Origin of the sequence: Yersinia entomophaga (genome assembly GCF_001656035.1) — a bacterium.
GTDB classification, from domain to species: Bacteria; Pseudomonadota; Gammaproteobacteria; order Enterobacterales; family Enterobacteriaceae; genus Yersinia; species Yersinia entomophaga.
In genome coordinates this window covers 160,931-173,719 of sequence record NZ_CP010029.1, presented here as the reverse complement: position 1 = coordinate 173,719, position 12,789 = coordinate 160,931, and the positions used below count along the sequence as shown (strand labels likewise).

Here is a 12,789-nt window from a genome sequence, read left to right as displayed (position 1 = left end):
CCAACAAATAAAATTATTCCGCCGGTGATAAATGCGCACCCGCGGGATGCTGAAGTTGCTCTTTACGTATCATCTGTACCAACTCGATGCCTCTGCGCCCGCCGAAATGATTTAAATCCCAGCATCGGCCGTGTTCGGCGTTTGATATTCCGGTGATCCTACTCCATTAGGTTATTCAGATACTTGCTCTGCCTGATAGTCATCCTTTCTTCTTCTGGTTTGTTGGCGTTGAGTGTGGTCAGGGGTACCTGTAACATCCAGTTCCTGTTGACAGCACTGGAACTGGGCGCTGGTATATTGTGCCCTTTGAACGCTATAGAGCACCACAGACCCTGTGGGTCGTCGTTTATTGACCGCCAGCCTTAAGGCCCGAACAGTCAAGTCGCTGTCCGGCTTGTCTGAGAAGGGCCAACTCACTATTTTTCTTGAACATAGGTCCATCACGATAGCCCAATATAACCAACCCTGAGCGGTACGCAGATAGGTGATATCACCTGACCACCAAGTATTCAATGTTTCTGGATTACACTGCCGGTTCAACAGATTAGCAGCCACGACAGCGGATTTTTCGCCGCGTGAATAGCGATGACGCCCGGGGCATTTAGCAATCAGTAATAAGGTTTTCATTATCTGCCGAACGCGGTATCTGCCCACGTTAAAACCCTGCTCCCGTAACTCGATGCATATGCGCCGGCTGCCATATGTGGCATCCATTTCAGTGTGAACATGCTTAGCCGCCGCGTGCAACATCAGAACATCGGGCTTGATCACTGGCCGACGACTACGGGCATAAAACACGCTGCGCGTGAGCGATAAGCAGCGGCATACCTGTTGGATGTTTGCGCCGGCCTTCTTCAGTTTCACCGCGACTTTTTGTCGTTGTTCATTTCCATGGCGAAGAAGTGTAAGTATCCCGCTTAAACGGCCCATTCACTTTTAGAGATCTTCCGACATACTGATGATGTCACCTGAGGAGATCCTTATGCGCAAGATCCGATTTACCGAGCACCAGATCATCGCCGTACTGAAGTCCGTCGAAGCGGGTAGGACCGTCAAAGATGTGTGCCGCGAGGCTGCTATTTCCGAAGCCAGCTATTACAATTGGAAGGCGAAATATGGCGGGATGGAAGCCGCTGATATCAAAAAAATCAAAGATCTAGAAGACGAGAATCGCCGTCTGAAGCAGATGTTTGCCGACCTGAGTCTGGAATGCCGTGCGCTGAAAGACGTCATCGAAAAAAAGCTTTAAAACCAGCGATAAAGCGTGAGCTCGTCAACTATCTGACCACGCAGTTTACGATGAGCATACGYCAGGCATGCAGGACGTTATCGCTGAGCAGGACGGTGTTTCGTTATCAACCGAATACACGACGTGATGAACCGGTGATCCAGAGGCTGACTGAGGCGGCTGAACGCTATCCCCGCTATGGATTTAAGAAGCTTTTTCAGGTGCTTCGCAGGCAGGGATACGCCTGGAACCACAAACGCATACACCGGATTTACTGTCTGCTAAAACTGAATTTTCGTCGTAAAGGGAAACAACGCCTGCCGGTGCGTAATCCGGCGCCGCTGGCCACGCCGGAAGCCCTCAACCAAAGCTGGTCGATTGATTTTATGCACGACGCGCTGACATGTGGCCGACGTTTTCGGACTTTCAACGTCGTGGATGATTTTAACCGCGAGGCTCTGGCTATCGAAATTGACCTGAATATTCCGGCGCAGCGCATTGTGCGGGTGCTGGACAGAATAGCGGCAAACCGTGGCTATCCGCTGAAGATGCGGATGGATAACGGGCCGGAATTGATATCACTGGCGCTGGCACAATGGGCTGAAGACCATGGCGTGATGCTGGAATTTATCAAGCCCGGCAAACCAACACAGAACGCGTTTATCGAACGGTTTAACCGAACGTACCGGACCGAAATACTGGATTTTTATCTGTTCAGAACACTGAATGAAGCACGGGAAATAACGGAGCGCTGGCTGAATGAATACAACAGTGAGCGGCCTCATGAATCCCTGAATAATCTGACGCCGGAAGAATATCGGCTGATGGCTGAGAAACCGGAAATCTCAAAAAGTGTGTGGAACTAAAGCTGGGATACTTACAGAAGGCCGAAGCCTTTTTTAACAGGTCATTGTCGCTCTGCAACTGCCGTACCTGCTTTTCAAGTTCTTGTATTCGCTGTTGTTCCGGTGTTATAGCACTGGCTATCGGTGTGTTTCCGCGGATCTCTCCGCGATACTGCCTTAGCCAGCGTTGTAAGGTTGAAAGGTTGTAAGGTTGTAAGGTTGAAAGGTTGTAAGGTTGAAAGGTTGAAAGGCCAATATTCATTGTTTCGGCAGGCTGATTCACCGGGTACTTATGTTGAAGAACCAGATTGACGCACTCTTGTTTAAACTCATGAGTAAATGATTTTTTTCGCATTCTCACCTCGTTAGTGTTGCTCATTATATCTCTAACAAAGTGTCCGGAATGATTAGACCATTACGATGAGCCCCCTCAAAGGCCCCCAGATACCACTTGATTTGGGTATAACTGAGTTGACCTCGGTAGAGCTCGGGACAGAAAAATCCATTAATTTCAGGGAGTATAAAGGAGAAGAAGCGAATTCAGTAGAGGTGCATTGACTTGAAAATGGTACGCCCTACAGGGCTCGAACCTGTGACCTACGGCTTAGAAGGCCGTTGCTCTATCCAACTGAGCTAAGGGCGCGTTGTTGATTTTCCACAGAATACTTGCTGCGGATGGTCAGTTGCGGAGTTGGATTATACGGGCAGACACCCGCGAGTCAATGGGTTTTCGCCTTACAACCACTCACCTGTACATTTATTCGTTATTCTACGCCTGACAGCACGCCTCGCTTCTGACAAAATAGAGGGATTCCCGCTTTTTTAATTGATGGACTCCTCCACTGATGTCAGCAAAAATTATTGACGGTAAAACGATTGCGCAGCAAGTTAGAACTGAAGTTGCTGCACTGGTTCAACAGCGTTTGGCGGCAGGTAAACGCGCCCCAGGCCTTGCGGTAGTGTTGGTTGGTGAAAACCCGGCCTCACAGATTTATGTCGGCAGTAAGCGCAAAGCCTGTGAAGAAGTGGGATTCCTTTCTCGTTCATACGATATGCCCGCCAGCACTTCAGAAGCCGAACTGCTGGCTTTGATTGATAAGCTGAACCAAGATCCAGAGATTGACGGCATTTTGGTTCAATTGCCGTTGCCTGCCGGTATCGACAACGTAAAAGTACTGGAACGCATTAATCCTGATAAGGACGTGGACGGATTCCATCCTTACAACGTAGGCCGCCTGTGCCAGCGTGCGCCAAAACTCCGCCCTTGTACGCCACGCGGCATCGTTACTCTGCTTGAGCGTAGCGGCATCAACACCTACGGCCTGAATGCCGTTGTAGTTGGCGCATCCAACATCGTCGGTCGTCCTATGAGCCTGGAGCTACTGCTGGCGGGCTGTACCACTACCGTCACTCACCGCTTTACTCAGGATCTGCGTTCACACGTCGAACGTGCCGATTTGCTGGTGGTTGCGGTCGGTAAACCGGGCTTTATTCCGGGTGACTGGATTAAACCGGGCGCAATCGTCATTGATGTCGGTATCAACCGTCTGGAAAGTGGTAAAGTAGTGGGTGACGTAGAGTTTGATGTTGCCGTTGAACGCGCTGGCTGGATCACTCCGGTTCCCGGCGGTGTCGGGCCAATGACCGTAGCAACTCTGATTCAAAATACCTTGCAAGCCTGCGAGGAATATCACGACATCAACACAAATTGATTTAAAGGATAGTCATGGAAATTTTTCAGTTGGAAAATCACCCTCATGTTGAACTGTGCGATCTGCTGAAGTTTCAAGGGTGGAACGACAGCGGCGCATCAGCAAAAATGGTGATTGCCGATGGTCTGGTCAAAGTTGACGGAAAAGTAGAAACGCGCAAGCGCTGCAAAATTCTGGCAGACCAAATCGTGGAGTTTCAGGGGATGACCGTACAGGTTAAAGCCTAAGCTTCATAAAGAGCATTGCGGTTACTGATAGCTATCAGCACCGCAATGTTTTCTTTGATATTTTTATTACCGCCACTCAAGGTTATTCAGCAAGATTCCACATCTTCAAAGATGGGAACCCACCGTTTACATCAAATCAAAACCACTTATCTGCTACTTACGACGCCAACTGGTGCCCTGCGGCCCATCTTCCAGCACGATACCCATTTCGTTGAGCTGATCGCGAGCTGAATCTGCCATTGCCCAGTCTTTACTGGCACGAGCATCGTTCCGTTGTTTAATCAGCGCTTCAATTTTGGTCACTTCATCATCATCAGCCTGTGCGCCACTTTGCAGGAATTGCTCCGGATCTTGCTCCAATAATCCGAGAACGTGCGCCAGTTTGCGTAGCTCTGCCGCCAAGCCGTTGGCCGCTGCCATATCTTCCGCTTTCAGACGATTGACTTCACGAGCTATATCAAACAGAACAGAATAGGCTTCCGGTGTATTAAAATCATCGTCCATAGCTTCACGGAAACGGGCTTCAAACTCAGCTCCGCCGGCTGGCGTAGCGTTTGCATCGGTGCCACGCAAAGCGGTGTACAAACGCTCCAGAGAGGCGCGAGCCTGTTTCAGATTTTCTTCGCTGTAGTTCAATTGGCTGCGATAGTGTCCAGACATCAGGAAGTAGCGCACGGTTTCCGCATCGTAATACGCCAAAACATCGCGAATAGTGAAGAAGTTGTTCAACGATTTCGACATTTTTTCTTTGTCGATCATCACCATACCGGAATGCATCCAGTAGTTGACGTAAGGGCCATCATGGGCGCAGGTAGACTGAGCAATTTCATTTTCATGGTGCGGGAACATCAGATCAGAACCGCCGCCGTGAATATCAAAATGCGCGCCCAACTGCTTGCCGTTCATCGCGGAACATTCAATGTGCCAGCCCGGACGCCCCGGCCCCCAAGGTGATTCCCAGCTTGGCTCACCCGGCTTGGACATTTTCCACAGCACGAAATCCATTGGATTACGTTTCACATCGGCAATTTCGACCCGTGCGCCAGCCTGAAGCTGTTCCAAATCCTGACGAGACAACAAACCGTAATCCGGATCGCTATCTACCGCGAACATCACATCGCCGTTTGACGCTACGTAGGCATGGTCACGCTCGATCAGGCGCTGCGCCAGTTCAATGATTTCAGTGATATGGTGAGTGGCTCGCGGCTCCAAATCCGGGCGCTGAAGGTTCAGCGCATCAAAATCTTTATGCATTTCAGCCAACATGCGGGAAGTCAGCTGATCGCAGGTTTCATTATTTTCTGCCGCGCGTTTAATGATTTTGTCGTCAACGTCGGTGACATTCCGGACATAAGTCAGAGAATAGCCTAAATAACGCAGATAACGCGCAACAACATCGAAGGCAACAAAAGTACGACCATGCCCAATGTGACACAGGTCATAGATGGTGATCCCGCACACGTACATGCCAACTTTCCCGGCATGAATAGGCTTGAATTCCTCTTTTTGGCGACTCAGTGTATTAAAAATCTTTAGCATCGGGACATTCCGTGGTTTTTTGCTAGGCGCGTACGCGTGAATATAAACAGGATATTACCAAAAATGGGCGCTTAAATAACCCAAGGATATATTGAAACGCGATCCTTATTGCATTGCAAGGTCAGCCATCGGTAAAACCTACTGAATAACGCAATTTTAAGCGGTTTGACGTTTAAAGGTGATGATAAAAAGCGCGGATGAAAGCGGTGAATTTATTGGGTTATAAATAGCTTTATTAATCAGCCACATTGCCCCACTAATGCTTTTCTGCCTCTCCTGGCCAGAGCGGGTTGGAAAGGCGCGAATACTGACTCAATCCGGCAGATGTGTTATAAGAGCCGTCTAAAGAGTAGCGACTCACTTTGTGATTCCACATATTACACTAGCAGGAATATTATTATGGTTACTTTTCATACTAATCACGGCGACATCGTCATCAATACTTTCGCTGACAAAGCGCCGGCTACCGTTGAAAACTTCCTGAATTACTGCCGTAAAGGTTTCTACGACAACACTATTTTCCACCGTGTTATCGATGGTTTCATGATTCAGGGCGGCGGTTTTGAGCCTGGCATGAACCAGAAAGAAACAGGTGCGCAAATCAAGAACGAAGCGAACAACGGCCTGAAAAACACCCGTGGTACTTTGGCAATGGCGCGGACTAACGATCCGCACTCTGCTACCGCTCAATTCTTCATTAACGTAGCTGACAACGACTTCCTGAACTTCCGTTCAGAGCGCGCTGACGGCTGGGGCTACTGCGTATTCGCTGAAGTGGTCGAAGGTATGGACGTTGTTGATAAAATCAAAAGCGTTGCAACCGGCCGTAGCGGCATGCATCAGGACGTTCCAAAAGAAGATGTGATCATCAAAAGCGTTACCGTTAGCGAGTAATTGCGACGGAATGCGCACGCTTTTTATAGCAGATTTGCATCTTAGCGTTCAGGAACCGGCAATTACTGCCGGTTTTCTGCGTTTTTTACAGCGCGAAGCCATTCACGCCAACGCTTTATATATCCTAGGCGATCTATTTGAAGCGTGGATTGGTGATGACGATCCGCTGCCGCTGTATCGTCAGGTCGCCAGTGCCCTGAAAGACTTGCACCATCGGGGAATTCCCTGCTACTTCATTCACGGCAACCGTGATTTTTTAGTTGGAAAACGTTTTGCTGCCGAAAGCGGTATGATGCTGCTGCCAGAAGAACAAACTCTCGAACTGTATGGTCGCAAAATTTTAATCCTGCATGGCGATACGTTATGCACAGATGATGCGGATTATCAGCATTTTCGTCGCCGGGTTCACAATCCCATTATCCAATGGTTATTCCTGTCCTTACCTCTTTCCTGGCGTTTACGCATTGCCGCTTCGATGCGGAAAAACAGCCAACAGAATAATAAAGACAAATCCGAAGCCATTATGGATGTGAATAACGCAGCTGTGATTGATGCTTTCCAACGCAATGGCGTGGAGTGGATGATTCACGGTCATACACATCGTCCAGCGATTCATCCCCTTAAACTGGCAGATAAAACCGTACATCGCGCCGTATTGGGTGCCTGGCATGTGGAAGGATCGATGATTTGCGTCACTCCTGAAGCTATCGAGCTGATCGAATTCCCGTTTTAAACCTTACTGCCAAATCCTGAAAAATCCTGCTTTTTCGTACAAAAACCAGCTACGCAACCGTTTTCCTTGCCTGTGGCTCATGGTATGCTCTACGCCCTCTTCGCCAGACACAATTCGCTCTGGCCGACGTTTGCACAATCACAGGAGCTTTACACCCATGGGAGCCAACCTCGATTCGGCTATCACAGCCGGGGTTAAAATCGCAATAGTTATGGGGTCTAAAAGTGACTGGGCCACCCTGCAGTTCGCTGCTGACGTGCTCACCGAATTGGATGTCCCTTTCCATGTGGAAGTGGTTTCCGCTCATCGTACCCCGGATAAATTATTCAGTTTTGCCGAACAGGCAGACGCTAATGGACTGGATGTGATCATTGCCGGTGCCGGTGGCGCAGCGCACCTTCCGGGTATGCTGGCGGCGAAAACGCTGGTGCCGGTGCTGGGCGTGCCGGTACAAAGCGCAGCGCTGAGCGGCGTAGACAGCCTTTATTCCATTGTGCAAATGCCGCGCGGTATCCCTGTGGGGACGCTGGCGATTGGCAAAGCAGGCGCAGCCAACGCGGCGCTGCTGGCAGCACAGATTTTAGCGCTGCACGATAAAACTCTCGCAGGGCGTCTGGCTGCGTGGCGTCAAAACCAAACTGATGAAGTGCTGAATAATCCCGATCCGCGGGAGGATGCATGAAGCCGGTTTGCGTATTAGGTAACGGGCAGTTGGGGCGCATGCTGCGTCAGGCCGGAGAGCCGCTGGGAATCGCCGTTTATCCAGTAGGATTGGACGCAGAACCCGAAGCCGTGCCTTATCAGAATAGTGTGATTACCGCTGAAATTGAGCGCTGGCCGGAAACCGCACTGACCCGCGAATTGGCTACTCACAACGCCTTCGTTAACCGAGATATTTTCCCGCGTTTGGCCGATCGCCTGACGCAAAAGCAATTGTTGGATAGCCTGAATTTAGCCACCGCGCCTTGGCAATTACTCGCTAATGCCGAACAGTGGCCGCAGGTGTTTGCTTCTCTGGGTGAGCTGGCGATTGTTAAACGTCGCGTCGGCGGTTATGACGGACGTGGGCAGTGGCGTTTACGTCCCGGCGAGCAAGATAGCCTGCCTGCGGACGCCTACGGTGAGTGCATCGTCGAGCAAGGCATTCATTTTTCTGGCGAAGTTTCTCTGATTGGCGCACGTAGCCATGATGGGGAAACGGTATTTTATCCGCTAACCCATAATCTGCATGAAGACGGCATTTTACGTATCAGCGTAGCGTTACCGCAGCCAGATGCCAAATTGCAGGCTCAGGCAGAAAGCATGTTGTCCGCCATTATGAATGAGCTGGGTTATGTCGGCGTGATGGCGATGGAATGCTTTATCGTCGGCGACAACCTGCTGATCAACGAACTGGCTCCCCGCGTACACAACAGCGGTCACTGGACGCAAAATGGCGCGTCCATCAGCCAGTTCGAATTGCATCTGCGCGCTATTCTGGATTTACCACTGCCAAAACCGGTGGTTAGCACCCCTTCGGTCATGGTGAATCTCATCGGCACTGCGGTTAATTTGGCATGGCTTTCACAGCCTCTGGTTCATCTGCATTGGTACGAAAAAGAAGTGCGCGATGGGCGTAAAGTCGGGCATTTGAATCTCACCGATCCGGCGGAAAAACAATTGGCCGAAACGTTGAACGAGTTGTCACCCTTGCTACCAAATGAATATCAAAGCGCCCTGCGCTGGGCGCAGAAAAAACTGGGATAAGCAATAACGGAGATGCCATAAACGCCTCGGTTTTATCGCAGAGTCAGTTAGTAGAATCAGGGCAGCCAATGGCTGCCCTTTTCTTTATCATCTAACCAATGCTGATAACCGATATTTAGCCTTGGTTGTTAACCTTCGTAGCTGCGGAACAAAGCCTTTCCGCGCAGCAGACGAGCGCCCAGCCAACTGCCACATAAAGACAATAACAGTGCGCCAAGCAACGGCAACATCCACCACAATATCCAATTAGGCTGCCACGGGAAATCAAATACCAGCCGTTGCAACGCCCACAGTGAAGCTTCGGCACCTATAGCGGCGGCCATGCCCGCCACCAGCCCTAGCAGGGCAAATTCGCACCATAACGTCCCCCATAGCAAGCGCTTCCCCGCGCCTAAAGTCCGATAAACCATCAGTTCCTGGCGCCGCTGGCGCATTCCCACCTGCACCTGCGCTAATAACAGCAAAGTGCCACAGATCATGACCAGCACCACCATAACTTCCAACGCCCGACTCACCTGCTGCAATACCTGACCGACCTGTTTCAACATCGAGCCTATATCCAGCAGGCTTAACGTAGGGAACTGGCGGTTCAATTGAGTCAATAACTGCTCGTTACCGTTATAACGGAAGCTGGTTAGCCAGGTTTGCGGCTGTTTATCCAAGGCTCCCGGCGGGAAAATAAAGTAGAAGTTAGGCCGCAAACTTTCCCAATCTACTTTGCGAATACTGCTCACTTTGGCCGAAAACGACTGCGTATCGCCGCTGAAGGTTAAGGTGTCGCCCAGCTTGATACCAAGCCGCTCGGCTACGCCCTGCTCCATCGATACTTCATCCGCTTTTGGCGGCCACTTCCCGTCAGTTAACTGATTATGAGCCGGTAAATCCGGTAACCAGGTCAGATTAAGCTCCCGGTTGACCGCCTCTCCTCCCGGATCGTTTTCATGCACCCGCTCGGTCGCTTGCTGCTGGTTAATTTCCGTCATGCGCACCCGCACAATCGGATAGAACGTGGTTGGCATAATCTGGTGTTGATTGAGGAAAGTACTGACCTGCGGCACCTGCTCCTTGGTCATATTCAACAGGAAATAGTTGGGGCTGTCCGGCGGTAATTGCTGCTGCCAGCGATCCAGCAGATCACCGCGCAGGACCAATAGCAGCGCCAGCAACATAAACGACAGCGAAAATGCTGCCAGTTGGGTCAATGTCATCCAAGGCTGACGCAGTAGACGATTGATCGCCAAACGCAGTGGCAAGCGCGTCACCGTCAGTCGACGCAGCAATAATAGGCTGCCCCAGCCGATACAGCCCAATAACAGTGACAGCACCAGCAAGCCGCCCAAAATCGCCCACAGCAAGGTATTGCCGCCCATTAACAGCGCCAGAACTCCGATCACCGCTAATAACATTAACGGGATGAAATAGCGCAGCGGCCAGACATTTGCCGCCACATCCCGGCGCAACACTCGTAACGGCTGAGTCGCTAATAACTGACGATAGGGGCGCAATCCCACCAGCAGGGAAATCAGAATCAGGGAGCCGATGGACCACAGCCACGGCCAGAGTCCGGCGGCGGGTAATGCAGCAGGCAGCACTGGCGCCAACATGGAAATCAGCAGTCGTTCAAATAGCAGCCCTATCGCGCTACCGCACAATGCCGCCAGCGTCAGTACCGATATCCATTGGCCGACAATCAGCTTTCTCAGCGCGGCCTTGCCCGCCCCCAACGTTTTCAGCACCGCCACCAAATCATAGCGGCTACGGCAATAATGCCCCATGGCGACCGCAACGGCGGCAATGGAAAGTAACAGCGTCAGCAACGCCGATAACAGTAAAAATTGCTGCGAGCGCTGCAAGGATTTCCCCAGTGCGCCACCCGATTCCTGCAAACCGTACCAGCGTTGATCGGGCTGTAATTCCGGTTTTATCTGATCGCCGAAGCGCTGAATGTTATCCGGCGAGCCGGCAAACATATAGCGATAGGTCAAACGGCTACCCGGCTGCACTGCGCCGGTTTTTTCCACATCGGCCAGATTAATCAGAATGCGCGGCGCAGTCTGGAAAGGATTGAATCCGGCGTCTGGTTCCTCCAGCACTTCCCCGACAATACGCAGCGACGCATCCCCCACCTCCAGCCTATCGCCAACGTTAACACCCAATAAAGTTAGCAGCCGCGGAGCCACCAACACGGTGCCCGGTTCCAGCCGCGCATTCTCCGGCCGGGTTTTCAGCGTTCCGTACAACGGATAAGCGCTGTCAGTAGCTTTTACATCCGCCAATTGCGGTCTATCACCGGCGTAAGTCATGGTGGTAAACGACAGTTGGCGACTGAGAGTTAGCCCTTGCTGTTCCGCATCTAACAACCATCCCTCTGATACCGGACGAGAAGCGCTCAATACCCGATCACCCGCCAGAAAATCACGGCTTTGCTGGCTGAGGCCCTTCTCCATTCGGTCGCTGATGCTGCCCAACGCCAATACGCAGGCGACGGCCAGAGTCAACGCTAACCAGACAATTAATAAGGATGGCGAGCGCCATTCCCGCCAAAACCAACGCCAAATCATGCTTCCTCCCACAGCTTGCCATCCCGCAAGCGCAAACGCCGCTGGCAGCGCGCCGCCAGTTGTTCATCATGCGTGACCAGAATCAGCGTGGTGTCGTAATCTCGATTCAGAGAAAACAACAGATCGGCGATGCGGTCGCCGGTTTGACGATCCAGATTTCCCGTGGGTTCATCGGCAAACAATACCCGCGGGCGACCGCTAAATGCCCGAGCCAGTGCGACGCGTTGCTGTTCTCCACCGGAAAGCTGAGCAGGCAGATGATGCAGACGTTCCCCCAGCCCCAATTGCTGCAATAATTCCGTGGCTTGAGCTTTGCTCTGACGATCGCTTTCCCCACGCAATAACGCAGGCAACTGAACGTTTTCCAGCGTGTTCAGCGTTGGCACTAGCATAAATGACTGGAAAACAAATCCGACGTTTTTCGCCCGTACTTGCGCGCGCCCTTCCTCATCCATTGCTGTCAAAGACTGCCCCAACAGGCTGACTTCGCCGCTGCTGCCATCATCCAAACCTGCCAGAATCCCTAGCAGGGTCGATTTACCGGAGCCAGACTCACCAATCAGGGCAATTGTCTGTGCGGGTTTGACAACCAGCTCAACTCCAGTAAGGATGGAAAGCTGATGCTCACCCTGACCAACGTGTTTATTAAGATGATGAACTTCAAGAACGTTTTCCGCTGGCATCTTCCCTTCCTTCTACTGTTGGGATTATTCAGTCTGCGCGCTACTGCAAACGATACATTATTGATTTTGGGCGACAGTTTAAGCGCCGGTTATCGCCTACCCATTGCCGAAGCCTGGGCTACCCGTCTGGACAAGCAATGGCAAACGCTGCCTGCTCATCCTAAAGTCGTCAACGCCAGTATCAGTGGCGACACCGCCGCGCAAGGCCTGGCAAGGCTTCCCGCACTGTTGGCACAACATCAGCCCCGCTGGGTATTGATTGAATTAGGTGCCAATGACGGGCTGCGCGGATTTCCCCCGCAGGATATTCAGCGGGATTTGGCGCAAATCATCAGTCTGGTTAAAGAGGCCGAGGCACAACCATTGTTAATGCAAATCCGCATTCCACCTAATTATGGTCGCCGCTATACCGAGTCATTCGCCGCACTGTATCCGACATTGGCACAGCAGGCCGAAATTCCGCTACTGCCTTTCTTTATGGAGCAGGTAGCGGTAAAACCTGAATGGATGCAGGACGATAGCTTGCATCCTAACGCCGAGGCGCAGCCGTTTATTGCCGACTGGATGTCAAAGCAACTCACGCCTTTTATCCAAAAAGGCAAGTCAGAATAACGCTGCACT

General features: G+C 51.4%; 12 protein-coding genes, 1 tRNA gene and 1 pseudogene. 8 read left to right on the top strand and 6 right to left on the bottom strand.

The genetic code is table 11. The features are described from left to right. Window positions 1-13: 13 nt before the first annotated feature. Both PL78_RS19890 and PL78_RS00900 read right to left on the bottom strand, forming a co-directional pair. Window positions 14-242 (bottom strand): annotated as a pseudogene (locus tag PL78_RS19890) (DDE-type integrase/transposase/recombinase); the annotation flags it as partial. Then, window positions 172-930, bottom strand: a complete 759-nt coding sequence (locus tag PL78_RS00900) for an IS3 family transposase (protein WP_128821911.1) — start codon at window positions 928-930, stop codon at window positions 172-174. The pseudogene PL78_RS19890 and the gene PL78_RS00900, both read right to left, overlap by 71 nt. 52 nt (window positions 931-982) lie before the next feature. On the opposite strand from PL78_RS00900, the gene PL78_RS00890 reads away from it, so the two are divergent. Then, window positions 983-2,094 (top strand): IS3 family transposase gene (locus PL78_RS00890; RefSeq protein ID WP_145933944.1). Its coding sequence is split into 2 segments (ribosomal slippage): window positions 983-1,244 and window positions 1,244-2,094, totalling 1,113 coding nucleotides; the frame shifts between segments, so codons are not numbered across the junction. 545 nt (window positions 2,095-2,639) lie between these two features. Here PL78_RS00890 and PL78_RS00885 read toward each other — a convergent pair. Then, a tRNA-Arg gene (locus PL78_RS00885) sits at window positions 2,640-2,716 on the bottom strand. 202 nt (window positions 2,717-2,918) lie between these two features. Between PL78_RS00885 and folD the strand changes: the two genes are divergently transcribed. Both folD and ybcJ read left to right on the top strand, forming a co-directional pair. Further along, window positions 2,919-3,785 carry a bifunctional methylenetetrahydrofolate dehydrogenase/methenyltetrahydrofolate cyclohydrolase FolD gene (gene folD / locus PL78_RS00880; protein ID WP_064512370.1) on the top strand — a complete coding sequence of 289 codons (867 nt, stop codon included), beginning with the start codon at window positions 2,919-2,921 and terminating at the stop codon, window positions 3,783-3,785. A gap of 14 nt (window positions 3,786-3,799) precedes the next feature. After that, a complete protein-coding gene (ybcJ, locus tag PL78_RS00875) occupies window positions 3,800-4,012 on the top strand; it encodes a ribosome-associated protein YbcJ (protein WP_064512368.1) in 213 nt (70 codons plus the stop codon). A gap of 153 nt (window positions 4,013-4,165) precedes the next feature. Here the strand turns inward: ybcJ and cysS are convergent, their stop codons facing one another. After that, entirely contained in the window at window positions 4,166-5,551 is a 1,386-nt protein-coding gene (cysS, locus tag PL78_RS00870) for a cysteine--tRNA ligase (protein ID WP_064512366.1), read from the bottom strand. Window positions 5,552-5,950: 399 nt separating this feature from the next. Here cysS and ppiB point away from each other — a divergent pair, with 399 nt between their 5' ends. From ppiB to purK, 4 genes are all read left to right on the top strand, one after another. Next, a complete protein-coding gene (ppiB, locus tag PL78_RS00865) occupies window positions 5,951-6,445 on the top strand; it encodes a peptidylprolyl isomerase B (protein WP_049598676.1) in 495 nt (164 codons plus the stop codon). Window positions 6,446-6,455: 10 nt separating this feature from the next. Next, window positions 6,456-7,178, top strand: coding sequence for a UDP-2,3-diacylglucosamine diphosphatase (locus PL78_RS00860; RefSeq protein WP_064512364.1), 723 nt, complete (start codon window positions 6,456-6,458; stop codon window positions 7,176-7,178). A 157-nt stretch (window positions 7,179-7,335) separates the two neighbouring features. Further along, window positions 7,336-7,860: a 5-(carboxyamino)imidazole ribonucleotide mutase gene (purE, locus tag PL78_RS00855; protein ID WP_064512362.1), complete on the top strand. Its 525-nt coding sequence runs from the start codon at window positions 7,336-7,338 to the stop codon at window positions 7,858-7,860. Beyond that, window positions 7,857-8,924 carry a 5-(carboxyamino)imidazole ribonucleotide synthase gene (purK, locus tag PL78_RS00850; RefSeq protein WP_064512361.1) on the top strand — a complete coding sequence of 356 codons (1,068 nt, stop codon included), beginning with the start codon at window positions 7,857-7,859 and terminating at the stop codon, window positions 8,922-8,924. Before purE ends, purK begins: the two co-directional genes overlap by 4 nt. Before the next feature lie 128 nt (window positions 8,925-9,052). On the opposite strand, the gene ybbP is transcribed toward purK, so the two are convergent. Next, on the bottom strand, window positions 9,053-11,485 hold the full coding sequence (gene ybbP, locus PL78_RS00845; protein WP_064512359.1) for a putative ABC transporter permease subunit YbbP: 2,433 nt from the start codon (window positions 11,483-11,485) through the stop codon (window positions 9,053-9,055). Further along, a complete protein-coding gene (gene ybbA / locus PL78_RS00840) occupies window positions 11,482-12,168 on the bottom strand; it encodes a putative ABC transporter ATP-binding protein YbbA (RefSeq protein WP_064512356.1) in 687 nt (228 codons plus the stop codon). Before ybbA ends, ybbP begins: the two co-directional genes overlap by 4 nt. On the opposite strand from ybbA, the gene tesA reads away from it, so the two are divergent. Next, window positions 12,139-12,780, top strand: a complete 642-nt coding sequence (gene tesA / locus PL78_RS00835; RefSeq protein ID WP_064512354.1) for a multifunctional acyl-CoA thioesterase I/protease I/lysophospholipase L1 — start codon at window positions 12,139-12,141, stop codon at window positions 12,778-12,780. The genes ybbA and tesA overlap by 30 nt on opposite strands. Window positions 12,781-12,789: the final 9 nt, after the last annotated feature.